The organism is Clostridium sp., from assembly GCF_032576335.1.
Classification (GTDB): Bacteria; Bacillota; Clostridia; order Oscillospirales; family Acutalibacteraceae; genus Faecalispora.
Genome location: NZ_JAWFXC010000008.1, coordinates 93607 through 119343, shown reverse-complemented (window position 1 = coordinate 119343; position 25737 = coordinate 93607). Strand labels below are relative to the sequence as shown.

Here is a 25737-nt window from a genome sequence, read left to right as displayed (position 1 = left end):
TCACCTACACAATAAAATCTGACTTATCACGAATTTGAGCCGTTGCATCTTACTTGACGCAACGGCTCTTGCTTTGTCTACATGCCAAGAATAGTCCAGTCAATGCTTGCATATAGACGGTGAACGGATTTTAATTTTCATAGCACCGAACCCCTCCCTGTTGTCTATATTTAATTAATTGAAACTTCCATTTTGCTATGGTAAACTTATTTTATATATTTACCGAGTAAAACTTTTTTGAAACGGTAGTGAGGAAAAATTTGCCCCGAAGGGGTGTATTTATATTTGCTTGATTCGCATTAGGCGGATAAACATAATGAAAACTTTACTTTGAAGATGAGGGGGAATAATTTGATTATAAAAGATAACAAGCAATTCAATATATTCCCCTCGCATGTGGGGCTGAGAAAATATATTCAATATTACAACGTCGTATTTCCATCGAATAATACATTTACCGCACAATATACGCTTATGCCTAACGCTTGCGGAACATTGTCGCTTGCTTTTGACGGAAACGCAGTCATTGCTGAACTGTGGGGAGCATCTTTAACCCCGGTATTGTTAGGAATGGAACCAAATAGTTATCATGTCCTATTGCTTGTACAACTTTCTCCCTATGGTTTGTATCAAATTACTCGTCAAAGCCAAGCGGAGTTTGCAGATAAACGACTGACGCTTGAGGATATTGACAATGAGCTGTTTTATTCGCTGCATCAGGCTTTTGTAGCATCAAAAACTGTATCCGATTTGGTGAATACTTGTGAGGAAATTTTATACCGACGCATGGAAAAGCATGTTGTTTCGGACTCTTTGGTGTTGGCAACCAAAGTGATTTCTGATAATTATGGACAAATACAAGTGAAAGAAGTTGCCAGACAATCCCATTATAGTGGGCGACAGCTAAACCGCTTGTTTCTTGTGCAAATTGGGATGAATGTTAAGGACTTTATACGCTTAACTCGCTTTAATTATGTATTAAAGCACATTCAAAAATCGCCTTGCTTTTTTGCGGCATTGTCGCAACAAGCTGGATATTTCGACCAAGCCCATTTTGATAAAGATTTCAAGGCTATCAGTGGCGTTACCCCACAAAAGTATCTGAAAACAATGTCGGATTTTTACTATGACGGCACAGAGATATACGATACACTATCCTCAAAGGGGGATTGAAAAATGAAATATCAAGGTTGTCTTTTAGCGGTTAAGGATATAGCCGCATCGAAACATTTTTATGAAAAGGTGCTTCATCAAAACGCGGTAATGGATATTGGCGTACATGTGACCTTTGAGGGGTTTTCTCTGCAACAAGGATATGCCGAACTCGTTGGCATATCAGTCGATAGCGTGAAAGAGCAATCGCACAACTTTCAAGTTTATTTTGAAGTGGAAGATTTAGACAAGGTATACGCCAAACTAAAAAGCATATCCAGTTTGCAGTGGGTACACGAAATCAAAGAATACCCGTGGGGGCAGCGTGATATTCGGGTATATGACCCCGACAAGCACATTGTAGAAATTGCAGAGGATATGACCACGGTTATCAAACGCTTTTTTAATCAAGGCATGTCGGCAGAAGAAGTTGCTACACGCACAATGTTCCCTCTTGAGGTTGTAAAACAGTATGCGTTAGGCTTTAGTATGTGATACACGGCGGCTTTGGTAAACCAAAGCCGCTATTTTATTCCAAACAAGATTGGAGGAGACGGACAATGAGTAAATATGAGCCGCTTTGGAAGGCGATAGGTCAACGCACGGAGAACAGCTTCGCGCTGACCTATGCCGAGATTGAACAGATTCTGGGCTTTCCCATCGACCACGCCTTTTTAACCTTCAAGAAGGAGCTGCCCGTCTACGGCTATGAGGTGGATAAGATCTCCATGAAGGCACAGACGGTGACGTTCAAACGCTGCACTTGACAAGCGGTGCGTTTCTGCCATCATCGGCTTCACCCATCCAAGAGGAGGAATACTATGAACTGGGAGCCATGGACAGGCTGTTACAAGATAAGTGATGGCTGTACAAATTGCTATTTTTATGGGCCGTATGCAAAACGCTATGGTCAAAGCACAATACAAAAAACAGATAAATTTGATTGGCCCGCAAGGAAAAATGCAAAGGGAGAATACAATATCAAAGGCAACAAAATTCTTCCAACCTGTTTTGCGACTGACTTTTTCCTGCCAGAAGCAGACGAGTGGCGTAAAGACATTTGGGCTATCATCAAGGAAAGAACAGATATTGATTTCTTGATTTTAACAAAGCGAATTGACCGTTTCCCCCAATCGCTTCCGTCTGATTGGGGTACAGGCTATGACAATGTGAATATTGGCTGTACTGCCGAAAATCAAACACTCGCCGATTACAGGCTTCCGCTCTTTTTATCCTATCCGATAAAGCGGCGCTTTATTGCCTGCGCCCCACTTTTAGAAGCGATAGATTTAACACCATATCTTGATGGCATAGACCATGTTACCGTTGGCGGCGAAACAGGACGAGAAGCCCGTATGTGCGATTATGATTGGGTACTTAATATCCGTGAACAATGCGTAACAGCAGATGTAACCTTTTGGTTCAAGAATACAGGCTCACTTTTCAAACGTGACGGTGTAGTGGAAAAAATAAATCCATTTAAGCAAAACAGTGTGGCAAAAGAGCTCGATATTGATATTTCAGATGGGAAAAGGTTGTTCTGATCAAATCAATGGAGTAAAGCATTATTGCCTATTTTGTTTAACAAATATTCTGTATGAACCAAATGAGCAGACAGCTTATTGAGACTAAATCGGTTCTACCAAAACTAATCACGATTACTATGAAAATATGGGCAAACCTTGCTATCAGGCTCGGGTTGCCTACTTTTTGTTTTACAGTCACATCCCGAGTATAGTCCAGATATAGGTCGGCGCCGTGAGAGTGAACACCAAGCAGGCGAACAGAATGGCGGGCGCCGCCCACTCAAACTGCCCATGTTTGCGATAATCGAAGTACGCCATCCCAAGTTTGGCAAAGAAAAACACCGCCAGAATCAAGTCGATTGCAGGGAACACCACCTTGTTGACCACCGTCTTGATTTGCCCGGAGGCATCGTTCCACGTTCCCTCAATCGCCCCGGCCACGTCGCCGTTTGCCGCAAAAGCGGTTGTGCCAAACAGCAGGCTTACCATGAGAACGAGCGTGAGTGCCAGCGCGATTTTTTTATATCTTTTCATAAAGACCACCTTTCCGAAATGAGGAACAAGGCCGCAGGATCGCTCCCGCCGCCTTGTTCTTTTTCTGTTTTTATAGCTGCATGGTCATGTCCATGCCCGGAGTCTGTTCCTCCAAAAGCGGAGCTACCGCAAGCACTTGCGGGTTTTGGTAAAACTTCAGGTCGCCCCGAAATCCTTTTTTCAGCGCACTGAATTCCTTCGCTTGTGCAAGGAGCTCAGCGGAACAGCCGGGCGGCAGCTCCTGATTCCAGCGCACCCAATCGCCGTTCTGATAGCGCGGCTCCAGCTGGAGAATCACATAATCCTCCGGCACAAAAGCGGGGTATTTCCGCCAGAAGCCCTGCACATCCACGTAAGGATGCCCCTCCTGCATGACGGTCATTTCCATAAGCCGCAGGGTATCTGCAAGAGAGGTGCAGAACCAGCACTCCCGATCTCCGAACCGCCGGATGCGGCCATCCTTGAGAATTGCCTCCAGCCGATCCGTTTTTGTGTAGTGGTACACGCTGCCTTTTGGAGCCTCAATGCGTTCATATGCCATCCTCGTCCCTCCTTTACGGCTGGATGGGACCGGCGTGCCAATCCTGCCACAGATTGCCGCGGATAGTCAGGCTGTCGGTCAGGTTGGCGGACAGCATCCCATCGGGCGTCCACGCATCTATGAGCCATGTGTTGACGGTATAGGCGCCGTCCAGCATCCAGATGGGGCTGAAATGAGTCCGATTCTTGTAGGTGGAATAGGGATTTTTCTGAAATTCAAACCGCCCCGATCCCATACGATCCAAGAGCCGCCAGTAGGCTTCGTAGCCGAATTCAGGGAAATAGCTGACCGCATTCTGCGGCTGGGTAACCGCCGAGCTTTGGCTGGAGCTGACACTCCCGGTGACGGTCTGGTTGATACCGTATCCTGACTTCATAACTCTTCCGCTGGCGGTGGGATTTTTATCATCGCACTGGATGCTCATGGCTGCGGTCAGACTGGCGCTGTAGCGATCCAGATCAAATTCCCACCATCCATGGTCACACCAGTATCCGTCCTCATCATCCCCATGCCATACCCAATATTCCTGCCACCACGGGCGCCAGACACTCCAGCTTGCCGTGCTTTTCACCGCTCTGCTTGGAACAGAAGTGCGGGAGAAGCTGTCATTGCGGTCATCGGCTACGGGATTGGGCGGCGGGTTCTTATCAAGGTCAACGATTTTTACGTTGAGGGTCGTTTTCGCCGTGCTGCCGGGGCCGGACACCGTCACTTCAATGGTCATGTTCTGCTCGGTATCAGGGGTTCTCCATTTCACCCACGCAAGCTGGCTGTCGCCTTCAGGGTAATAAACATTGCCCACGTTGTAGGTCTGGCCGCCAATGTTGAAGCTGACACGGGTGGGGCTGTCAGGGTCGGACTGGCCACCGCTGATGCGCACCGCCGTGATGACGTCGGTGTTGACCCGGTACTCATAATCGTAGGCGTCAATCTGCGGTTCCTCCGGCTTTTCCTCAAAGCGGACGATGCCAAGCCCAAGGCTGGACTTGATATCCGCATTGGTGGCGGCGCTGGTTTTGCTGCCTCCCCATGCGGGATAGCCGAGATCGCTTACCTCCAGGAACATGGCCAGCGGCAGATTCTTGTGGGTTAGGGATACCATGCGCCGCCTTAACAGGCCGCTGGTCTGCTCATCATAGAGCGCCGCTTCAGTAGCGGTGGTGGCAAACATATTGCCCTCAAATTTATAAAAGGCAAAGGGTTCAAGGAGCAACTTGTACTCACCGCCAATCAGAACATCGTAGTCCATGCCAGTGTGATTTGCGATGAGTTGCACCAAAAACTCAGAGCAAAAGTATTTCTTGAGTGCATCAATATTATTGCTGCCATTGGTACTGATAACTTTTGGAATTGCCTGAGGTGGTTTTATGGTGGTATAACCGCCTTGGACAGCTTGCAAGTTCCTGCCATTGTTGTACTGTATTTTGCTGACCTTTCCGAAATGATAAATCGAAGATGATGGGGACTTATTGCTTAAATCAATGGGAGTAGTAACTACCGCATGGTCGCTTGCGCGAACCACCGTGACACGTACACCTTCATTACCGGGACTCCATGAATTGGTGCTGGTTCCCTGACCCATCCCGCCGCCACCGCCGTCAATGTTTCCGCTGCCGCCGGTGTCGGCAAGCGCAGTCATCGGGCAGAGCAGACACAAAACGAGGAACAGCGGCAGGGCTCTCAAAAGTAATTTTTTCATTTTGCCCTCCTGTGTTTTTGCAAAATAAAAGCACGGTATTTTTCAACCGTGCTCTTGGGATATATTGTATTAAGTTTTAGTCCATCGTACCGACTTGCTTGTTGATGTCGCCATCGCTTTTTCCCTCAATCACTTGATTTTCGCCCAAGTTTGGCACGTTATCAAAGCCAGGAATGCTGTTTCCGCCATTGCTGGGTTTAGAGGAGGATTCCTGTTTCGGGGTTTCCTTCGGCTGTTCCACCTTGTCATGGTCGACTGCCGCGGGAGGCTCGGTGACCTTTTCGCCGTTGGGCTTCTGTGTGGGGTCTTGAAGCTGTTCCTCGGTATATTCCGGCTTGCTCACATCGCCCTGAATGGTCTGCTCCGTGCCGCTGGAAACCGCGCCGTTGTCGGTGCTCACCGGCTGGGTGGTATCGGGCGGAGTTACGGTGACCTCTTTTTCTTTCTCTGTGCTGTCCGGCCCGGACGGGTCTACCGTCACATCGCTCACCTCGGAGCTTTGGGACGGGAGGGGCGCATCCACCGGATTGGGTGTCTGGAACCGCTGCCCGATCAGCACCATCAGTATCACGCAGAGGGCAAGTCCCCCGGCGACAGCCAGCCACTTCTTCATTTTGGGATTCATATTTTTCATAAGAGCATCCTCCTATTTACCATATTTTGATAAGCCTCTTGTTATTTCACACCCTACCATGAACGTTTCCGGAAGTCTACTGTTATTATAGAAAACTTTTTGATAACAGTCAAAATTTAGGCGTGTATCCGGCGCTGGTCTTGACCTTGATGGTCATGGGCGGCAGCAGCTTCCCGCCAAAGGATACGGGAACCTCCAGCAGAATGGTGCTGTCCGCTTCAAAACGGGCGGAAGCTTGGTCACCCGATGCAAGAGGCGCGTTTCGGATGTCCACCTCCAGATTCCAGACCTTAAACTCCAGCTTGCCGTCCGGCGTGCGCTTTTCATGGTATCCGCTGCTATAAGAGAGTCCAAGGATGTTGTCCAGCCGGTCATAAATATCGCCGTAATCGAGACTTTCCTCGAAATCTCCGGCATAGGGCTGGTAAGCGCCCGAATAGCCCTCCCGCACACCGTGGTACACATCATCGTAATTCTCCACCACGGTGGAGATGACGGCGGCCTGCACTGCATCCCGCACACCCTGCGCCACAATCATCAGACGGAAGTATTCTGAAATGCCCGTGAAGATCATGACCAGCGACAGGGTAATTGCGATAATGAGAGGAAAGCCCGCACCGTCTTTTCTCCGTAAAATTTGCTTGATTTTATCCGTCATTTCCAGTAAACCTCGCTCTTTCCCGCCGCATCTGCTCTCAGCGTAATCGGGAACGAGCCGAAGCCGCCAAACAGCCCGATGTTGGTTTGGTAGGTGACCGTTACCGTGACTTCCTCATTGAGCTGGATTCTGCCGGTTTCAGACCATTCCACGCTGGGAGAAAGCCCTGTCTTTTCCCGCAGAAGCTGCTCACGGCGGCTGGTTTCGCTGCCCACCTGTCCGGCAATTTCGGCCTCCCGGATGAGCTCCGTGGCGAAGGTGTCCAGCTGCTGCTTTTGGATGTAGACGGGGAACACCTTCACGGCAAGGGCAATAACCAGCATGGCGCACAGCACCAGCACGGCCACGTCGATATAGCCCTCGCCGCGCTTGTTTTTCAGGATTTTTCTCAGCACATGGTCACCCCCCGCTCAAAGGGCCCCTGCTCCTGCCGGGGTTCCGGGTTGTGGTCACTTAAGATACGCCATGCGCCCTTGCTGAAATCAGCAGTGCAAATCTCCTGCTCCAGCAGTTCATCCGCGGGGACATCTCTGGCAAATTCAGCGCTGCCGGGGTTTCCTTTCACACTCTGGCCGGAGAGCAGAAGCTGTGCAGTTTCCGGCGTCAGGTACACATAACCGCCGGGCGTCATCATGTCAAACGCTGCGTTCGGGTGCGCTTCAATAAATTCCCGCACCGTGATTCTCACTTCCTCCGCAGAAACAGGCGCATATTCCGGGTCGAGGGTATACTCTGCTTCCGATTCGCCCTTGTCCCACAGCGTCCAAAGGGCATGGGTGAGTTCCTCGCTGAAATCCACGGTCTGCTCGGATATCCACTGATCCTTTACCACCTCCAGCGGGTTTTCGAAGCGCAGGAGGTATTCCATATAGTCAGCCGAATAGCTGCTGCCGGATAATTCTCCGTACACAAACTTCACAGCGGCAATTTCACTCGCCAGCTCTACCAGCTCAGAGGCCGGTTTCTGCTGCCATTCCTTTCGATACTGCGCCATGCCTCTGTCCAGCTTTTTCCGCAGAAGCGTCATCATTTCCTGTTCTGTCATCTGGTTTACACCTCCCTGTTAGAACATCCCGGAAAGGGATGTGATGATTTCATAGACAATAATCGCCATGTAGGTCATGAGAAAGCACATGAGCATGGCAAAGGAGAACACCCGGATTTTCGGCGGGATCTTCATGGCCTGCGCTTTCAGCCGCTGAAGCTCCAGCTGTTTCATATCGTGGGCCAGCATCTGAAAATACATCCCGCCGTCGTCCCCGCGCAGTACGCCGATCAGCCCTCTGGTAATATCCGAGAGCATGGGCGAATTGAACCTTGCCTCAAAGCGGGTTAACGCCGCCTCATAGCTGGAGGAACGCATATCCGCCGTGAGGATGTCCAGCTCCGCCGCAAAGTCCTCGCCTGCGTTTTTCTTGAAATTCTCCAGCATGGACAGCACATCCCGGCTGGCTTTCAACTCCTGAGTGACGGTCTCAACGAAACGGGGCAGCTCCTGTTCGATTTTTCCGCGCTTGGCTGCCAGCGCCTCGTCCGCCTTGCGGATTTCCTTGAAATAGACCAGCACGGCGGTAAACAGTACAATGGGCGCCAGCAATGGCAGAACCATCAGGCAGGGAATGATACACAGCCCGATAGCCGCCGCCTTCACAATAGCCGTTGCGGTGAACAGCTCCGGTGAGTCGGAAAGCCCCGCCGCCGACAGCACATTTGTCATCCGGCTTCTCTTGTACGCATCCATGCGGATATACCGGGAGAGCCGGACGGCGGCGTTCCGCAGCAGGGCATCGGTGGTTTTGGGCTTGGCCTTGGCCTGCTTTCCTGCTGACAGCATCGCCTTTTGGGTTGCAAGGGTGGGCAGATGCAGCAGATCGGCGGCAATGAAAAAGAGTCCCGCCGACAGGAGGACTCCAAATAAAAACAGATAGATTGTCATGGGTTCCTCCTTATCTTCGATATTCGATGGGCTGGGTGAGCTTGATCACAAACGCCGTGGAAATGAAAATCACGGCAGCGCAGATGGTCAGGATTACCTGCCCCAGCGGGGTATGCATCAGGGTGTGGTACCAGTCCTGATTCAAAAAATACAGGAGCGGAATGTTGCCTATGACAAGGACCACCATGGTGATGAATTCCTTTCTCGGTTCGAACACCATGGTTTCCAGCTCACCGTTGACCACCCGCATATCACTAAGCTTGCTGACAATAGGCGTCAGGGTGGTTTTCAGGCTGCGGTCGTGCTGACAGGCAATGAGGGCGTCGCACCATTCCTGAAACACCGTGTTGTCAATTCTCATTTTCACATCATGGAGCGCCGCCGTCACATCGGGGTCAACCAGCCGCACACGGGACACAAAGCTCTGAAATACCGACAGCACCGGCGGGTTCAGGTACGGGAGATTTTCCTCCACCGCCGTCAGAATGTCCTCGTTTCGGAGGTAGGCCGTGGTGATGATACTGAGCGCCGTTTCCAGCTCCGCCGCAATGTCCTTTTTGAAGTGGCTGGCCGTGAGCTTCACCCACCAGAACGGCAGGAGCATACAGCCCGCCGCCATGACAGGAACCAGAAAAAAGTTCGAGAGCATCACGGCCACGGACGCGCCCACGGCAAAGAACAGCAGGGACAAGGCACAGAGCATGGGAAAGCGTGCCGATCTGCCGGTGACCTTGAGGATAGACTGCACCTCGGCAAGCTCCCGGCGCAGATAGGATTTCTTTTTCCTGCGGATGGTTTCATTGACCTCATCCCGGAGGGCTTTGGGCTGATCAGTCAGCCTGCCGAAGATGGCGGTTGTAAACGCCATGGGTGTCAGCCCAAGCAAAATAAAAGAGCCTGCAATCATTCCAATGCAGGCGATTAACAGTACCGTCATCATGCGATTTGTGCCTCCTTTCTCCTCAGGCTCTCAATGACCGCCTGCGGCATACCGTTTTCCAGAAGCCGCTTGGCAAGGCTGTCCGAGATGGTATTGACTTGCTCGTGGTGCCCCTCAATGATGAATTTGCCGTCCTCCATGCGGTTTTCGGTGATGACATACTGGAACAGCGGGCGGAAACGCCTTGTGCCGTCGGGCAGGATTTCGCATTCCTGAATCTCCATCATGCGGCGCTGCTTGTTTTCCAGCTGCTTGCAGAACACCACAATGGGATAGGCTTCGGTGACATAGTCCATGAGGGTCGCATCGGACATATCCACGGCGCGCTTGCACAGGGACACCATGCGGCGATAGGTGGCTTCGCAGGAATTGGAGTGGATGGTGGTCAGCACCGCCACGCCGGTTCGGGCGGCCTCCTGCGCCGCGTTTGCCTCCGCGCCGCGCATCTCGCCCACCACGATGATGTCCGGGTTGAAACGGAGGGCATAGTCTAAAAGGTTGGTCTGGTCGATGCGCTGGCGGTCATTGTCGCTGTCACGAGTCAGGGTGTGGATGACCGAATTGACCACCTTTCCGTCCTTTTCTCTGACGAGAGCCAGCTCACGGGAGCCGTTTTCAATGGTATAGATTCTCTTGTTGTCCGGTACGGTGGTCAGCACCCAGCCTGCCACGGTGGTTTTACCGGAGCTGGTGGCGCCCGCCACGCAGACCGAGATGCCGTAACGGACACAAAGGGATAAAAAGTCCAGCATAGGGTCTGTCGCCGTGCCGCTTCGGACAAAGTCCTCTTTTTTCATGCTCTGCGGGTTTACGATACGGATGGAGGCCGCCACACCCACATCCTCGTCCACAATGGGGCTTTTCAAGACGGCAATACGGATATTTTTACTGAGATGCCCCAACACGATGGGGCTGACGTTATCCAAAACCATGCCGCTGATGTGGAGCATCCTTCGAATCACATTGACAGCGTGCTGGGGGCTTTCAAAGCGTTCCTCCAGCTTGACGGTGCGGCCGTCGGAATACTGCACCTCAATGTCTTTCCACGAATTGATGTCAATTTCCTCAATGCCGCTCCCGAAGATGTATTTGGTCAGAAATCCAAACTCCGCCATTTCGGTGTAGAGGGCGTCCGCCAGCTTGCCGCCGCTCATGCCGTTTACCGAGACACGGCGGTCCTGGACGTACTTGGTGATGTAGCGTTTGAGCTGCGCCTTGGCATCCTCGCCGCCTGCGGTGATGAGGGTGCTGTAATGTTCGGAGATGTACTCCTGCACCTCGGCAAGCACCGAGGAGAAATCCTTTCCCTCCGTTTCCGGGGTAAAGAACAGACCATGCGCACGCAGCGTGCGGTTGTCACGCAACGGCGCGGCTTCCTGCTCATCCGGCGGATTCAAAACATCCACATCGGAACCGAACTGCAAGTTTGCAAACCTCTCAGCCGTGGGTTCGGAGGTATTTCCGACTTCGGTGATCAGCTCTGGTTCTGTGGATAACGGATGACTGCCGTTTTTTTCTGTGCGTGCCGCCTTATTCTGAAATGCCGGTGCGCTTCGTTTTTTGCCCAACTTCATATGCCGAACACCTCCTTTTGGCGCGCGCAGCTTTTGCGAAAGCTGCATGGTTCGCTTTGCTCACAGTGCGCCTCACGGGTGGGAACCAGTTCCCCCCGTGTGCCCCCCATGCTCTCCGAGGGGGATTTGGAACGATAGCTTTTCATATACCAAATACCTCCCTTGTAATTTTTTCTATTTCCTTGCGGAATTGGCGGCTGTCCTTTAAGGACAAATCTGCCAGCAGATTCCCGGCAAGGTACTGTTCCTCCAGCTCCGGCGAGTGGGTCAGGGTAAAGGCTACGGAGCCCAGCGCCTGTCCGATCTGCTCCCCGGCCTGCCGGGGCTTCACGTTCCCGGCAACCTTGTACTGCTTCTCCGCATCCCATTTGGAATCCCGGAGCAATGGGAGCTGACTGGAAAGATAGCTTACGGATTTCAGATCGGCGTTTGCAAGGCGCAGGACGCTGTCGGCCTCCATGAGCGCCACGGCGGAAAGGATGTCGTTGGCGATATAGCTGCCGCAGTCCGCCACCACGAAAGGGGCGATTTTTCGCAGATTATCCAGAAGTTCTTGTGCCTGAGTCTGCTCATAGGGCGGGTAGGTGTACTCGTTCTCACCCTTTTTCATGCCGAGGACGGTGAGGTATTTGTGCTTTTTCAGCGTCACCAGATTGTGCTTGATGAGCGGCTCCGTCACATGGGCGGCGGCAAGAATACTGCCCAGCGAATGCTCGCCCTGAAGCTCCGAGGGCGGGCAGATGCAGGGCAGCATGGGGGCGGTCATATCGCAGAGAAGAAGCACCACGTTTTTCTTCCGGTCGGCAAGGTGCTTTGCAAGCTTCACGGCAGTGACGGTCTTTCCGCTGCCGGGGGAGCCCCAAACGGCAAGGATTCCTTCCTGCGGCTCCTGCTCCGGCGAGGCATCCTCCTTTGGCACTTGGCGGGTGAAGATGCCCTTTTTCTTAAAGTTCAGCATCACTGCACCTCGCTTTCCGCAGGCGCTTCGGATGCAGTGCTTTCCTCCGGTTCCTGAGATTCAGGAGCGCTGTCCTGCACCGGCTCCGCGGGATACAGTGCCGCAACGACCTTGTCCTGCGCCTCGATAAACTTGGCGCTGTTGGCGGGTGTGCCGCGGTAAACAAGGGACAGGTGGAGCTTGCCGTCCGATTCCAGCTCTGCCAGCACCTTGCTCTGTTCGGGGGATACCAGCAGGGTCACGGTTGCAGGAAGTTCTTTTTCATTCTCCGCCGAAGGCGAATCGGGTCCAGCGTCACGCTGGTTGGCGTCATAGCCGCTGCCTGCGGTGACGGCGATGACCTCCACATATTTCAGCTCGGCGGGGATCACGGTGGAGCCCTGCTTTTTGTAATCCGGGGCGATCACCGACACAATATCGCCGCTTTCCAGCTTGCCGGACAGTCCGTTGGCAAAGCTCTTGATGGTGACCGACATGGCCTGCTTGGTGCCGTCCAGGTTGTACAGGTAGGTATTTTCTGCCGCCGGGGTGTCGGATAGCTTGGTGTTTAAGATATAGTCACCAACGGAAAGATCGGCGGTGGCGTACTTGCCCACAACGGATTCGCTCTGGCGAAGAACATTTTCGGGCAGTCCGAAGCCGCCCACTTCCGCGGTCTGCACCATCTCCTTGGTGATTTCCTCGCCTGCCTTGATTTCCTTCACGACGCGGACGATTTCGGTTTTCTGGCTGACCGACTGGTTAAACAGCGGCGTCACGCCGAAGCAGATAAGCAGGGACAAAAGAATGCAGATCACTCCGACCACCGTGCGGTTTTTGAAAAGGCTCATAGATTTTTCCTCCTTGATTTCATGGTGATTTTAGAAACTGGAGCTGTATCTGCGGTGTTTCACTGCTTTCACAGCCTTGGGGATCAGGGCGGCGGCCAGCGTAACGGCGGCGATACCGGCAGCGACGAGGGCCTTTTTTCTGCTGATATGGATTTTTTTCATGAGACAATTCCTCCTAAAATTTTTGAAATGGTTACGGCAAGAAAGCCGAGGGACAAAAACGGCGCCATAGGCAGAGATGCCTGTGACGCTTTCTGCGGCTCCAGCTTGCGAAGCCGTCTGATGAGCTGGTTTATGAGATAAAAAAAGAGGGATGCCGTCAGGCCGAGCAGCAGCCCGGCCGTGCATCCCACAAAGCCCAGCACCATGCCTGCGGCGGCTGTGAGCTTGATATCCCCGCCACCGATGCCCTCCGGCTTGTACAGGGCGGCAAGCAGCAGGGGCAGTGCCGCAAGGACGCCTAAAAGATTGACGGGGCTGAAATCAATCAGCCCCGTCAGTGCAATCAGGAGGCAGATGCTGTCCGGGATAATCCGCTTGCGGAGATCCCACACAGAAGCCGCCAGCAGCAGACAGAAAAAAAGCACCGCCTGAAGGGTGCTATCAGCCTGCATAGTTGAACATTTCCTTAATGCGCTGCACAAGGGTGGGCAGCACCGTTTCCCCGAACAGAGCATACAGCCCCGCAAGGAGCAGAGCGCCCAAGACCACGGCAATCAGGATTTTGATGGCGGTGTCAATGTATCCGTCCCCGCGGCTGCCGGAAAGGACGCGGCGGGTTCTGGCGGCGGTCATGACCGCCTTGCTTTTCAGCTTGCAAATGAGATGCTTCATGGATGTTCCCCCTTATTCAAAGTGGTACGTCACCGAGTAGGTGATGTTGGATTTGTTGTACATGCACGAGTGGTTGGTATAATAATAAAACTCCAGCTGCGTGTATACGCCTGCGCCGAGGGTACGGGTGAAGGTGATGCCGTTGGAGGTGGTGCCGTAGTCCAGCTGATCCCACTGGCCGGTCAGCTTGTTGTAGCCGCGCACCCTGCCGAAGTCGGAGCCGCTGTGCCCGCTGACGGGCGGCACCGTAAAGGTGTATTCGGTGATGGTGGCGCCTTCGATGCCGTTTTCCATGATCACGGAATCCGGGCCTGTGAGCGTCATGCCACCGCCGCCGTTGGAATCCGCCACAAAGAAAACGATAGCGGCCCACGGGGACTCGGCGCCTGCGGAATCCACCGCCTTGACACGCACCACGTTCTTTCCGCGGGGGTAGGTCTGGGTTTCGGCGTTTCTGCCCTCCCAAATCAGGGTGACTGGGTCGCCGTCCGGGTCGGAGCTGGCTGCCGTGATGGTGACCGGCGTTCCCGGTGCCACACTGTTGCCGTTCGGCGTTCGGGTAATCATCGGCGCTGTCGGGGCGGAGTTTGCCACGGTAAAGGTCTTGGATACCCAATCGGAATACAGCCCGGTAGCATCTTTGGCGCGAACACGGACGGTGTGCGTGCCAACGGCATAGTAGCCGTCCGCCGCCTTGTTGTCCCATTCCAGTGTAGTGGGATCGCCATCCGAGTCAGAGGCTGTTGCGCTGATATTCACAAGGAATTTGCCGCTTTGGGCTGTACGGGTCGGAGTGGCAGTCAAGGTAACCGTAGGCGCGGAGCTGGTGATGGTGAAGGTCTTTTCCGTCCAAGGGGAATATGCTCCGGCAATGTCCTTGGCACGGACTTTTACGGTATGGGTGCCGGGCGCATAGTAGTTGTCTGCCGCCTTGTTATCCCATTCCAGCATGGTGGTATCGCCGTCCGCATCCGCTGCCTTTGCACTGATATTGACGAGGAATTTGCCATCTTTCACCGTGCGGGTCGGCTCGACAGTCAGGGTTACGGTGGGCGCGGCATTGGTCACGGTGAAGGTCTTTTCCGTCCATGGGGAATACGCCCCGGCGATATCCTTGGCACGAACTTTTACGGTATGGGTACCGGGCGCATAGTAGCCATCCGCCGCCTTGTTGTCCCATTCCAGCGTGGTGGCGTCACCGTCCGTATCCGCTGCCTTTGCACTGATATTGACGAGGAATTTGCCATCTTTCGCCGTGCGGGTCGGCTCGGCGGTCAGGATAACGGTTGGCGCGGCATTGGTCACGGTGAAGGTCTTTTCCGTCCACGCAGAATACGCCCCGGCAATGTCTTTGGCACGAACTTTTATGGTGTGAGTACCCGGCGCATAATAGCTGTCGGCCGCAGTATCCGCATACTCCAAGGTCACCGCATCCCCATCGGGGTCTGTGGCACTGGCGGTGATGTTCACAAGAAACTTGCCGGCCTTGGCGGTACGGGTGGGTACGGCTTCTACCACAGGGACATTCGGCGCGGTGTTGGTGACCGTGATGCGTTCCGAATGGGTGGTGACACGCGCTTCGCTGTCGGTGATAGAGGCGGTCAGGGTAAATGTGCCGGTGTCATGGATAGCGATTTTGCCGCCGTCATTGCCGAGGGTGCCCTGATACTGTGAGGGATTGCCGTCCTTTTGTAGTGTCCATACAACGGAATAGCTGCCGAGGTGCCGGACATCCTTTGCGGCAACTTCAAACTCCGTGCCGTAGTGAACAGCCTGCGGCATGGTAAATGCATATTGCACCACAGGGTGGATGCGAATGTTTTCGCTGTGGGAATATCTGCGTTTCAGGTAATCGGTCATGGCAGCGGTGAGAACATACTCGCCGTCGCCCTTAAAGGTAATCTTGCCGCCCTGGGGGGTGAGGCTGCCGTCAAACGCCTCGGAGAGCGGAATGCTCTTGCCGTCCTTGCTGACGGACCACTCCACCGGCAGAACCTGATTGTTGCCGTGGGTTCTGAGGTCGATGGCGGTATCGGTATAGGCAAATTCGGGAAGCTCAAAGCCGATGGTCAGCACAGGCAGAACCTCGCATTTGTCATGGCTTTCGTACAGAAATACACGGCCGGTTTCATCGGTGACTCTGGCTGCCAGCTCATAGACACCGGCCCGTTTGAAGCGGATCGTGCCGCCGCCGTTTGTGAGCGTTCCGTCCACATAGGTCGGCCAGTCCTGAAATCCGTAGGTGTTGTCCACCAGCCATTCGACGGTGAGGCCGTCCAAATCAGTGGTTTCGGTTTTGACCGCAATATCCGTATCGGTGTGAACATACTCCGGCAGGCTGTAGCTGACGGCAGGCACAGGATACACCTTGAAGCCCTGCTCGTAGCGGTAGGTTCTGCCACCGTCGTCGGTGAATTCCGCTTTCAGAACATAGCTGCCCTTGGCATGAAACTTCAGCTCACCGCCGCTGTTGCCCAGCGTACCCTCCACCGCATCGGTGAGGGATACTTCTTTTCCGTCACGGAGCAGCGTCCAATTTGCGGTATGGCTGCCGATTTCCCCGAACACTGCCTCCACCATCACGGTGCTGTCGGTGTGGAAGATTTCCGGCAGATAGAAGCCCGCCGAACCTACCGGGTAGACGGTAATATGGGCGGTATCGGAAAACACTCTGCCGGTATCGTCGGTGACAGAGGCGGTCAGCGCATACACACCTTTTTCCTTGAATCGGATGCTACCGTCAGCAGGATTTCCTTCGATCCATGTGTCGGTTTCGGCAGGCTCGCCGTTCCGGGTCAGGGTGTAGGCCACTGTGAGGCCGTCCGTTTCTTTTGTTTCTGTCTTGAGCGCCACGGTTTTATCCGTATGAGAAACGGTTGGGAGTGTCAGCTTGACCTCCGCTACCGGGTAGACCGTGATGCTATCCTGTGCGGTGATAACCTTGCCCAGCTCATCCGTAATCGAGGCGGTCAGCTTGTATACGCCCTTTTCCTTGAACAGCACCGTGCCGCCGGTGGAATCCAGCGTTCCGGTGAGAGCCGTTTCGATATCGACGGCAGTGCCATCCTTTTCGAGCGACCATACCACCGCATTGGTACCGAGGTTTTCGGTCATCAGCTTCACCGCCACGGATTTGTCGGTATGGGTGGTTTCGGGCAGAGCGAACGCCGCCGTCACAACCGGGTAGATGCTGATGGTCTGCTCATGGGTCACCGTGACGCCCCGGCTGTTTTTGGCCGTGGCAATCAGGGTGATGCTGCCGGTCTGCATAAATTTCACTTTACCGCCGTTGTGGTCAAGGGTACCGTCTGTCAGCTCTGAAAGCTCGGCAGGCAGATCGTTTTTCAGGGCTGACCATGTCAAATCGCTTACATACCGGCTTTCCGGCTTGATTTCAATTTCATCGGCAGTATACGCGGTTTTGGGCAGTGTAAATGAAAACTGCGGGGCGGGAACATAGGAAGAACCGCCACCGGAACTGCTGCCGCCAGAACTGCCCCCGCCGGAATTCCCATCGGAGGGCTTATCCTCCGGCTTGGTGGGAACAGTCGGCTTGGGCGGTTCTTCCTTCTTGATTTTTTCTTTGGCCTTTTCCGTATCCACCAGCATTTCAAAGGCTTCGGCGCGGGTGGCCTTTCCGTCCGGCTTGACCGTGCCGTCCGGGTAGCCGTCTACGATACCGTATTCCTTGCCGGTGCAGATGCTGGATTTGTCCGATTCGGAAAGCGTATCGTCGTCGGAAAAGCCGGTGACGCAGGAGCAGGAGGCGTCATGCTCGCCCTTGCCGATGGCACGCACCAGCATGCGGATCATCTCCATGCGGGTGATGGGCTGATCCGGTAAAAACTTCGTGCCGAAATCGTCCTTTTGGATGATTCCCGCAATAATGAGCGCCTCAACATCCTGCTCCGACCAATGTCCGGCAATGTCGGTGAAGCGAAGGGTGACCTCGCTTTCCTCCGGCTCCGGCAGCTCCATGGTTCTGGCAACCAAGGCGGCGAATTCCCCTCTGGTGATGATTTCATCCGGGTGCGCCAGCCCGTCGGGGTAGCCGCTGATGACGCCTTTTTCCGTCAGGATCTGAATGGCTTCCTCCGCCCAATGCCCCTTGGCATCCTCAAAATACCGGTTTACCGCATAGGCGCTGCCCGCAAGCAGGGAAAGCACAAGGCAGACAGTGAGGGCAAGGCACAGCGGCCGTTTCATTTTCTTATTCATAAGCGCCTCCTACATTCCGCCCATGACGGGCTGACCTTGCTCCTGCTGGGCGGAGGATTCCTGTTTCTGCGCGGCGGTCTGCCCCTGGGTCAGCGTCTGCTGATAAGCGCCGAGGACCGCCTTGTCAAACTCTGCCTTGGCCTCCTTGGTGCAGGGAAAGCAGATATCCTTGTACTCGCCGTTTCCGGCCTTATAGCTTGGCATGGAGATAAACAGCCCTTTAGAGCCCTCCATAATTTTGATGCCCCGCACGGCAAAATCGCCGTAGACATTGACCGAGGCGGTGGCCTTGCAGCTGCCCTCCGGACGGATGGAGTGGATTTTCACATCGTACTTGGGTGCGGCCGGTGTCGTGTTCTTAGGCATGGTTTTTTCCTCCTTCACAAGATTTCCGGCACAGTTAACCGGCGTAGTTGAACATCTCCTTGATGCGCTCGGTCAGGGTGGGGAGCACCGTTTCCCCGAACAGGGCATACAGCCCCGCGAGGAGCAAAGCGCCCAAAACCACTGCAATCAGGATTTTGATCGCGGTGTCAATGTAGCCGTCCCCGGCATTCCCTGCGAGAATGGAGCGGCTTTTCACAGCAGCCGCACCGAGCTTGTTCTTCAGCTTGCAAAATAGACTTTTCATTTTGGCCTCCTTCATAAAATGAGGGCATGAAAAAAACAGCTTCTGGCTGTCTACATGCTCATGCCCATGGTTTGGGTTTGCTCCGGTTCCCCGAAGCTGATTTGTTGAAATCCGAAGCGGTCACAGTAGTGGAATTCGCTGCCCTCTGCGTCATACAGCTCCACCACATCGGACATGGACAGGGAGTGTCCGTCATAGCCAGGCGGGTGATTCACGTTGCACCTTGTGTAGATGGCTTCGAGATCGTTGGTGTCAAGCTGCCCGTCATAGGCGACCCGGTAATGCTCCCGGGACGGCTCTCCAAACTGCCGCACCGTTTCCTCATAAGAGATAAACTTCCTATACACATCCGTTTCCGGCTTCAGCTGCCAGACGCGCACATTTTTCAGCGGTGCGGCGGACTCATTCATGCCGCCCATTCGTTCCCCCGCGGCAAGCCGTTCCATCACGCCGTCCGTCCACTGCGGGGTCAGGCTGCGGCTTTTGAGCCATGCGGTCAGCTCGTCATTTTGAAAGATGCTGTCCACCACCGCTTTTTCTTTTTCTGTATATCCGGCCGGGTTTCCGTAGTAGGAAATGAGGCCGTTCTTCAGGGTGATTCCCGGCATATGCTCACCTCCCGGATTGTGTGTTGGGAATCCAAGACAGGTTAGTTGCCGTAGATGATGCTGTCCAGCATAATCAGCTCATCCAGCTCCGCAAGGCACACGCCGCTTTGGGCCAGCACGGCGAGAATACCGGGCGGCACATCGGTAATATCCTGCTGGATATCGGCCTCCACCACCGTGATTTCGCCGCTGTCCTCGTCCGTATAGGCTTCCAGCTTGGCGTCGGCGGGGATACCCGCTTCCTCCAGCAGATAGCCGGGGATGCGGACAGTCTGGCTTTCATCCAGCAGATCATGGCAGAGAGAGCAAGCGGAAACGCATCCGGCAGGGCAGTCATCTGCGCAGCCCTCGCCGCAGTTGTCGCACAGTCCGCAGGCGGAGGCGAGAACGACGGTCAGATCGGCGGCAAGGGCGCTGAGACTCTGGATGGCGTTCGCCACCTCCAGCGCCGTCATTTTGTCCTTCATAAATACAAGGGCGTTCTGTCCGGCATGAAGCTCCAGCGTATCCTTGTCGGTGAAGCCGGACCGTTCACAGGCATCGGCCGGTAGGCCGATTTGGGGCATTTGATTCTTTTTCATAAAAAAGGGTTCCTCCAATCAAGTATTAATTTTGTTTTTCACGCAAGGCTGTGCCAAGGGCGCTTTTTCTACTCCATGAAGCCTCCTTCCCCAAACAGATTCAGCTGTGATGGGGCGTTTTTCTCACGCTCATGCAGATCGTAGTTGGCAATGAGGATTTCAGGAAACTGCGCCCCATTGTCATAACGCTGCTTGATGTTGTTAATGCGGGTAAAGGCTTCCGTCTGGATGCCCGGTGCGTCATAGAGGCTGCGGATAAATTCACAGTCGTTGTAGGACAGCAGAAATTTGCCGCCGATCTGCAGCAGGGCATCCCGCAGGCGGATATGGTCTTTTTCCGTGAAGCCGTCCTCGCCCACGTTTTTGTAATAGCTTTCGGTTTCAAAATACGGCGGGTCGCAGTAGAAAAAGCTGACAGGGCGGTCATACTGCCCGATGAGCTTCTCAAAGTCCTTGTTTTCGATGACCACCTTGGCAAGCCGCCGGTGGGCTTGCTCGATGAGAGGGAAATTGCTGCGGATATCATGGGGCTGGCTACCGTAGCTGGTCAGCCCCGAGGCATAGCTGTAACGGATGAGCTGGTAAAACCATGCCGCCCTTTGCACATCGGATGCGGGGCTGTCACGGGCGAGGGCGTTTTTCACAAGCTCGAAATCCGCGCGGGAGTTGAGGCAGTAGGCAAGCGCCGCCATTAGCTCCTGCGGCTTCTCCCGCACACAGCGGTAGAGGTTCACCAGCAGACCGTTGAAGTCATTGTAGACCTCAAAATCGTTGCCGGGCAGCTTGTGGAAAAGCACCCAGCCGCCTCCGCCGAACACCTCAATGTACCGCTCATAATAGAGGGGAAACAGGGTGACAATCAGCTCACGCAAGGATTTCTTGCCGCCGATCCAGGACATGAAGCTGTTCAGGAGTCATCACCTCCTTCCAGCGGCAGACGTATCTGCGTATCGTCAAAGGCTGCAAGGGAACGCCGAAGGCCGGTGATGGCAGCACTGATTCCGCTGATGCGGTTTCTCATATGCCGGATGGTCAGGCGTACCTCGGCTTCGGTTTTCGCGTAAAAGTACCCGTTCTGGTCGCTGGCAATGGGAACACCCTCCCGGCGCAGGGCATTGACCTGATCCCGCAGCTCCTTGCCGGAAACGTGGAAGGTACATTCCAGCTCACGGCTGATGACCGCGTTTTCCGCACCGCGGTGATACCGGCGCAGATGCTCTGCAAGCTGTTCTTTCTGCATGGGTCCTCCTTTCCGGCCGTTTCCCCAGAAAGGCAAAAAAGGGCGCAAAAAAACAGGGCCGCCTCCTGTTGGGGAAACGGCCCTGTTTTAATGTGGGGTCTAAAAAAGCGCAGGCGTCTCTGCCTGCGCTACTTGATTACGCCAAGCTCTCTTAACACTGCCACGCAGTCCTTGGCGCCCTGAATGTACAGATGCTTTTGAAACGTTACCTCTAAATCCGAATTTTGACTCAGATAATACTCAATTCTGTCTTTTATACCTTGACTGATTTCAAAGCTGTTCTGGATGCTGTCACTGAGCGAAATTAGTTCCTGTGCCAGTTTCTCCGCCTGAGGGTCTGATTCACGCAGGGCGGAATATACAAGCTGAAACCGCTCCGCCAGAGCCATATCCAGCAAGTCCATGAGCTTCTCATCCATCTTCTTCGCCTCCCTTCAGCACAACACAATGCCACAGCTTCATGAGAATAGCTATACCAAAACCCAACAAAGATTTGCTATTTCATTTCCATGCCAAGACTCTGTCCGGGGCGGTTGAGGCATTGGTCCACCGTCATGCCGTTCTGCGGCTCCAGCAGCCCGTATTCGGTTTCGGCAGTGGCACGCTGCTCCAAAAGATACCGCCCGTAGTTATCCAGATTACAGAACAGGCTCAGTCCGTTATCACCTGCCAAAGAAAGCATTCGCTGGATTTCCACTTTTGCGTACTCAGCGGGAGAGGCAGTATCAGTCAAAAGCTCAAATTCCTCTGTCATAAACGCAAGGTCAAGGGCTTCTTCCAAAGATATATCACCGGGAGCTTCCGCCAGCATTGCCTTGTAGGTCAGCAGATGGTTGTCCGTTTCAAGCTGCCGGAGCTGCTCTGCCAGCTCATTCACCAGCCCATAGCAGTCGCCCTCAGATGCATACAGAACGTCGCTGATTTTTTCAGTGAGGCTTGGCGCCATGCAGTCCTCCGCCGAAAATGCACATTCCTCCGGGGAGGCGGCTCCGACAGCATCAACCGCCTGCAAAAGCGCCGCATCCCCGGCAGGGAGCTTGAGGAAGACAACCGTTTCGTTGTCATAGGCGGGATCATTAAAATGCCCCTTGGTTACTTGGAGAAGCACGGCATAATCCGGCTTGTCAAGGGTTCTGGTATCGACGCTGTGGTATTCGGAGGCAATCTCGCCGTTCTGCACTACATAGCCATGGGGCGTGAACACGCCGCCCTCACCCTCGCGCATCTCTCTGCCGATTTTGGCGAAGTCCAGATATTCGTAGACTTCATCCGATACCCTTTCCAGTGCCGGTACAAAATCATTATCCGCATAAAATTTGCCGAGAGACGGATCGTCATGAGCTTCATAGGCAATCTGGCAATGCTCGGTGCTGTGTGTCATATTGATGAGCCGCTCCACTGATATGGGAGCGTATTGAGTCTGAACGGCATCCATCATCACCATGCCCTCGAAGCAGTCCAGTTCCCATGCACTTAGGGAAGACAGCCGCTGGGCGAGGTGATTCAGCTCATACAGATTGATATCGGGGGCGATAAATTGCGGCAGATAGTCCAGCTTGCAGCTTAAAACCTCCGCGGAATAGACGGTATCTCCGGTAATTCTTGCTTTTTCCAACGCATCCGCCAGCTCATAGGGTGTGGCGGGGAGTGCGATTTGTGCCGACGGATTTGCACCGGAAGGGTTCCACCGGCTGAGTTCTACTTCAAAGATTTTTCCTTTATCCAAGTGTCATTCCTCCCATCTTCACGCCTGACTCATCTGGATTGGATAATTCGGATGCGAGAGTGATTTTGTGCTCATCACAGAAGTCTGCGAGAGTCAGGGACTCACCGAGGAAATTGATGTTGTCCCGCAGCCTGCGGAAACCCTCCTTGGAGATAGTGACCGGCTCCGGTGTCAAAACGGCTCCGGCGTGGTTAACGGTAACCTTATTTTCTATGCTCACCGGCCTGCCTGGATCATAGTCGGAGCCGCGCAAATCGTAGCAGTAAAAGCCCACCGGCACCGTGGTTCGGTCGATGCGGGAATTGGTGAAAAGTGCTGGCTTTCCAAACAATTCTATGTGTTCATATTCTTCTTTTCTGGCGTTAACGCTCATTTGAATACCTCCCTGTAAATATTGGTTTGTGATTACACAAAAACAGCTCCGTCGCACCACTTTTTCATGGCGTTATACAGCAGCAGTACCTTGATTTGATCGGATACCTCTTTGTTAAATCAGTTTCCATGTTTCATCTTGCACCTTCCTTGCGTTTTGCAGTTTTTTGCATATCCGTTCTAAGGCAATCTCCCTCAGCGCTGTAGCAGATGAAGCCGTGGGACGGGTATGGGCAGCCGCCACAGCTTTGAAATGGACCGCATGGCCGTTCAGCCGGGGGTATTCTACCTACAGTGGAGAGATTGTTTGAATCGTAGCAGGCGGTTTGTTTATTTCTTTTATAGTGTACCAGCATGACCTTTCCTTTCCAGAAAACAAAAAAGCCGGAGAATAAAAGTGCATTCCTGCACTCCGATTCTCCGGCCTTCTAATGCTTTCAAATTTAATGTGATTTTGGTGTATATATAAAAAAAGGGCGCTAACTTTATCGGCTTTCATTCAGCCTTAAAAATCGGAGCCCTTTTTGATTTCAGCTTGTTCATCTGATTGTATTTTGAGTGGCGCCCTTTTTCATTTCGCTCTGTACTAAAAAGGGCGCTGCTCATGAATGTTTTTACTTGTAGGTTTGAGTCCTGTCAGAGTGAAGCTTTTACCCCAATAAATCTACGAAAAAAGAGCTTCCACTTTTCATCGTGGAAGCTCTTGAAAGGCTTGGATTTACTGGCTTTGTAAGCAATAAATCTTTTTTACCTTTTGTTTTTGGTCCGAGTGGCGAGACTTGAACTCAATTAAAACGTAGGTGTATAGCGGAGTCTCGTATACACGCCACACTTATGCCACAGCACCCTCATTCCTGGCCGGGAGATGAGGGTGCTTCTTTACTTAAATTAATCAGCCCATAAATCCTGCATCATACTCTGAATTTTCTTTCGTCTTTCAGTAGTTTCTTCGGTATCTATCAATACCGATATTATGTCGCCCTCTTTTGCCTCGGAAGGTAAAGCAGAAATTGGAATATTAACAAAACTTCTATTCTCCAGCTCAACTACAGCAAAATTTTCCTCAAAACGATCAATTGTATACTTCATATAATCTCCTTACTTCTACGGATTGCATACGGAACAAGGACTATATCCTTGAGACTGCGCATCGCTTAAAGATATAGCTATTTTACTTTTTTTCAGGTATCTGCAACCTCCTGTATGATACTTTCCTCCGGTTTTTGTTATATATACTGTATAGCTTTTGTTTTCCGTTGCCGGCGCGGTTACTTCGGGAGCTTTTTCCACAGGGGCTGTTTTTTGCGGCGCAACGGCTGCCGCGACAGGAGCTGAAGACGGGGGAGCCTGCTCTTTAATGCTAGACGACTTTTTGTTTACAGTGATTGTTTTTGAGTCAGATGTAAATATTATAGTGCCGTCTTTATCAGTGCGGTATATTGTTGCACCGATTTTTTCAAGTTTTGCTAATGCAGCAGCGGTAGGGTGGCCATATGAATTATCTTTTCCAACTTCGATAACCGCATATTTAGGATTAACCCTGTTGAGAAATTCTTGTGATGTTGATGTTTTACTGCCATGGTGGCCTACCTTTAGCACATCAGACTTTACATCAGCAGTTATTTGCTTTTCAGATTCTACCCCCGCATCACCGGTAAATAAAAACTTACTATCACCATAAGTCAGCATAGTAACCGCTGAATACTGGTTAAGATCATCGCCGGTAACGTTTACAGGGGCAATTATATCAATATTGAGATTTCCAGCCTTTAAAATATTTACTCCGTACTTTGCTGTATTGATCTTTAGACCTTTTTTCTGGATTGATTTAAGTAAATCTTCAAAAGTCCTGGTATTGGAAGATGCTTTGGGCATATAAACTTTTCCGATATCAACGCCATTTACGACTGTTGCCATGCCGCCAATATGGTCTGCGTGCGGATGCGTCGCGATTAAATAATCAATCTTGCTGTACCCAAGGCCTTTTATGTAGTCTACTATTTGCTTGCCGTTATCCGGATTACCGGCATCGATTAGCATCGTCTGGCCATTTGGGAGCTCCAAAAACTCAGAATCACCTTGTCCAACATCGATATAGTGTACGTTGAGCTTTGCACCTTCCTTTGGTGCTGGGGTGGGCTGCTCCACCGGTGTTGCTGGCACGCCGCTTGTGGACACTAATTTCTTGTCTGCCTGTGAACTAACTACTGATATAGAGCTTGATACAGATGAAGTCGCTAGAGTACTAGCGCCCGTTGCATCTGGTACCGCAGGTGTGACGGCGCTATAAATGAGTAATGGTATTACTGCAGCAGATATTTGAACCCATTTATTACTGCTAAATTTGAATCTTTCGTGCAAGTTATTGCTTATTGCTGGATTGAGAAGTACTGCTGGCACAATAAAAAATACTGCTGCCCATGACGTTGAAAACATAATAAAAGTACTTAAAAAGAAAAACACTGATAAAATCCATAATAGAACATTGAATCCTTTTCTTTTCATATTCTTCCCTCCTTATTACAGAATAACCAATATTAACCAA

At 52.6% G+C, this 25737-nt stretch carries 32 protein-coding genes; 4 read left to right on the top strand and 28 right to left on the bottom strand.

From position 1 onward, the window contains the following. Positions 1–351: 351 nt before the first annotated feature. From E7L17_RS11125 to E7L17_RS11110, 4 genes are all read left to right on the top strand, one after another. Positions 352–1173 (top strand): helix-turn-helix domain-containing protein, encoded by an 822-nt coding sequence (locus E7L17_RS11125; protein WP_018214004.1) that lies wholly within the window; start codon positions 352–354, stop codon positions 1171–1173. 3 nt (positions 1174–1176) lie between these two features. Then, positions 1177–1647 carry a VOC family protein gene (locus tag E7L17_RS11120; RefSeq protein ID WP_018214005.1) on the top strand — a complete coding sequence of 157 codons (471 nt, stop codon included), beginning with the start codon at positions 1177–1179 and terminating at the stop codon, positions 1645–1647. Between the two features lie 65 nt (positions 1648–1712). Beyond that, positions 1713–1919 carry a hypothetical protein gene (locus E7L17_RS11115; protein WP_018214006.1) on the top strand — a complete coding sequence of 69 codons (207 nt, stop codon included), beginning with the start codon at positions 1713–1715 and terminating at the stop codon, positions 1917–1919. A 54-nt stretch (positions 1920–1973) separates the two neighbouring features. Continuing rightward, positions 1974–2696 carry a DUF5131 family protein gene (locus tag E7L17_RS11110; RefSeq protein WP_018214007.1) on the top strand — a complete coding sequence of 241 codons (723 nt, stop codon included), beginning with the start codon at positions 1974–1976 and terminating at the stop codon, positions 2694–2696. A gap of 177 nt (positions 2697–2873) precedes the next feature. Here E7L17_RS11110 and E7L17_RS11105 read toward each other — a convergent pair whose 3' ends face one another. From E7L17_RS11105 to E7L17_RS10970, 28 genes are all read right to left on the bottom strand, one after another. Then, the gene (locus E7L17_RS11105; protein ID WP_018214008.1) at positions 2874–3212 is read right to left on the bottom strand and encodes a DUF3852 domain-containing protein; all 339 of its coding nucleotides are present in this window, start codon (positions 3210–3212) and stop codon (positions 2874–2876) included. Between the two features lie 70 nt (positions 3213–3282). Beyond that, positions 3283–3753, bottom strand: coding sequence for a hypothetical protein (locus E7L17_RS11100; protein ID WP_018214009.1), 471 nt, complete (start codon positions 3751–3753; stop codon positions 3283–3285). Between the two features lie 13 nt (positions 3754–3766). Continuing rightward, positions 3767–5452, bottom strand: coding sequence for a hypothetical protein (locus E7L17_RS11095; RefSeq protein ID WP_018214010.1), 1686 nt, complete (start codon positions 5450–5452; stop codon positions 3767–3769). 76 nt (positions 5453–5528) lie between these two features. Beyond that, positions 5529–6086 (bottom strand): DUF6550 family protein, encoded by a 558-nt coding sequence (locus tag E7L17_RS11090; RefSeq protein WP_316323291.1) that lies wholly within the window; start codon positions 6084–6086, stop codon positions 5529–5531. Between the two features lie 109 nt (positions 6087–6195). Next, complete coding sequence (locus E7L17_RS11085) at positions 6196–6744, bottom strand: hypothetical protein (RefSeq protein ID WP_018214012.1); 549 nt, start codon at positions 6742–6744, stop codon at positions 6196–6198. Beyond that, the gene (locus tag E7L17_RS11080) at positions 6741–7136 is read right to left on the bottom strand and encodes a DUF4320 family protein (RefSeq protein ID WP_172642072.1); all 396 of its coding nucleotides are present in this window, start codon (positions 7134–7136) and stop codon (positions 6741–6743) included. Before E7L17_RS11080 ends, E7L17_RS11085 begins: the two co-directional genes overlap by 4 nt. Beyond that, positions 7133–7789, bottom strand: a complete 657-nt coding sequence (locus tag E7L17_RS11075; protein WP_026184157.1) for a hypothetical protein — start codon at positions 7787–7789, stop codon at positions 7133–7135. The genes E7L17_RS11080 and E7L17_RS11075 overlap by 4 nt, the downstream gene beginning before the upstream one ends. A gap of 18 nt (positions 7790–7807) precedes the next feature. Next, complete coding sequence (locus tag E7L17_RS11070; protein ID WP_018214014.1) at positions 7808–8680, bottom strand: hypothetical protein; 873 nt, start codon at positions 8678–8680, stop codon at positions 7808–7810. 10 nt (positions 8681–8690) lie between these two features. Next, positions 8691–9620, bottom strand: coding sequence for a type II secretion system F family protein (locus E7L17_RS11065; protein WP_018214015.1), 930 nt, complete (start codon positions 9618–9620; stop codon positions 8691–8693). Continuing rightward, entirely contained in the window at positions 9617–11194 is a 1578-nt protein-coding gene (locus E7L17_RS11060) for a type II/IV secretion system ATPase subunit (RefSeq protein ID WP_042436449.1), read from the bottom strand. The genes E7L17_RS11065 and E7L17_RS11060 overlap by 4 nt, the downstream gene beginning before the upstream one ends. Further along, on the bottom strand, positions 11191–11340 hold the full coding sequence (locus E7L17_RS11055) for a hypothetical protein (RefSeq protein ID WP_018214017.1): 150 nt from the start codon (positions 11338–11340) through the stop codon (positions 11191–11193). Before E7L17_RS11055 ends, E7L17_RS11060 begins: the two co-directional genes overlap by 4 nt. After that, positions 11337–12152, bottom strand: a complete 816-nt coding sequence (locus tag E7L17_RS11050) for an ATPase AAA (RefSeq protein WP_018214018.1) — start codon at positions 12150–12152, stop codon at positions 11337–11339. Before E7L17_RS11050 ends, E7L17_RS11055 begins: the two co-directional genes overlap by 4 nt. After that, positions 12152–12982, bottom strand: a complete 831-nt coding sequence (gene cpaB / locus E7L17_RS11045) for a Flp pilus assembly protein CpaB (RefSeq protein ID WP_018214019.1) — start codon at positions 12980–12982, stop codon at positions 12152–12154. Before cpaB ends, E7L17_RS11050 begins: the two co-directional genes overlap by 1 nt. Before the next feature lie 30 nt (positions 12983–13012). Continuing rightward, positions 13013–13144: a hypothetical protein gene (locus tag E7L17_RS11040; RefSeq protein ID WP_018214020.1), complete on the bottom strand. Its 132-nt coding sequence runs from the start codon at positions 13142–13144 to the stop codon at positions 13013–13015. After that, entirely contained in the window at positions 13141–13596 is a 456-nt protein-coding gene (locus E7L17_RS11035; protein ID WP_018214021.1) for an A24 family peptidase, read from the bottom strand. Before E7L17_RS11035 ends, E7L17_RS11040 begins: the two co-directional genes overlap by 4 nt. Next, complete coding sequence (locus tag E7L17_RS11030; protein WP_018214022.1) at positions 13586–13816, bottom strand: DUF6133 family protein; 231 nt, start codon at positions 13814–13816, stop codon at positions 13586–13588. Before E7L17_RS11030 ends, E7L17_RS11035 begins: the two co-directional genes overlap by 11 nt. A 12-nt stretch (positions 13817–13828) precedes the next feature. Next, entirely contained in the window at positions 13829–18034 is a 4206-nt protein-coding gene (locus tag E7L17_RS11025) for an S-layer homology domain-containing protein (RefSeq protein WP_018214023.1), read from the bottom strand. A 9-nt stretch (positions 18035–18043) separates the two neighbouring features. Next, positions 18044–18400: a SpoVG family protein gene (locus E7L17_RS11020; RefSeq protein WP_018214024.1), complete on the bottom strand. Its 357-nt coding sequence runs from the start codon at positions 18398–18400 to the stop codon at positions 18044–18046. Positions 18401–18434: 34 nt separating this feature from the next. Continuing rightward, complete coding sequence (locus E7L17_RS11015; RefSeq protein WP_018214025.1) at positions 18435–18665, bottom strand: DUF6133 family protein; 231 nt, start codon at positions 18663–18665, stop codon at positions 18435–18437. A gap of 50 nt (positions 18666–18715) precedes the next feature. Beyond that, complete coding sequence (locus tag E7L17_RS11010) at positions 18716–19273, bottom strand: YodL domain-containing protein (RefSeq protein ID WP_018214026.1); 558 nt, start codon at positions 19271–19273, stop codon at positions 18716–18718. Between the two features lie 41 nt (positions 19274–19314). After that, complete coding sequence (locus E7L17_RS11005; protein WP_018214027.1) at positions 19315–19854, bottom strand: hypothetical protein; 540 nt, start codon at positions 19852–19854, stop codon at positions 19315–19317. Positions 19855–19922: 68 nt separating this feature from the next. After that, on the bottom strand, positions 19923–20753 hold the full coding sequence (locus E7L17_RS11000; RefSeq protein ID WP_316323290.1) for a DNA adenine methylase: 831 nt from the start codon (positions 20751–20753) through the stop codon (positions 19923–19925). An 8-nt stretch (positions 20754–20761) separates the two neighbouring features. After that, positions 20762–21094 (bottom strand): hypothetical protein, encoded by a 333-nt coding sequence (locus tag E7L17_RS10995; protein WP_026184158.1) that lies wholly within the window; start codon positions 21092–21094, stop codon positions 20762–20764. 128 nt (positions 21095–21222) lie between these two features. Continuing rightward, the gene (locus E7L17_RS10990; RefSeq protein WP_018214030.1) at positions 21223–21513 is read right to left on the bottom strand and encodes a hypothetical protein; all 291 of its coding nucleotides are present in this window, start codon (positions 21511–21513) and stop codon (positions 21223–21225) included. A 77-nt stretch (positions 21514–21590) separates the two neighbouring features. Beyond that, positions 21591–22820: an antirestriction protein ArdA gene (locus E7L17_RS10985; protein ID WP_018214031.1), complete on the bottom strand. Its 1230-nt coding sequence runs from the start codon at positions 22818–22820 to the stop codon at positions 21591–21593. Continuing rightward, positions 22813–23193 (bottom strand): LPD28 domain-containing protein, encoded by a 381-nt coding sequence (locus tag E7L17_RS10980; RefSeq protein ID WP_018214032.1) that lies wholly within the window; start codon positions 23191–23193, stop codon positions 22813–22815. The genes E7L17_RS10985 and E7L17_RS10980 overlap by 8 nt, the downstream gene beginning before the upstream one ends. Positions 23194–24080: 887 nt before the next feature. Further along, positions 24081–24281, bottom strand: a complete 201-nt coding sequence (locus tag E7L17_RS10975) for a DUF3006 domain-containing protein (protein ID WP_316323289.1) — start codon at positions 24279–24281, stop codon at positions 24081–24083. Positions 24282–24296: 15 nt separating this feature from the next. Further along, on the bottom strand, positions 24297–25697 hold the full coding sequence (locus E7L17_RS10970) for a ComEC/Rec2 family competence protein (protein WP_316323288.1): 1401 nt from the start codon (positions 25695–25697) through the stop codon (positions 24297–24299). Between the last annotated feature and the right edge of the window lie 40 nt (positions 25698–25737).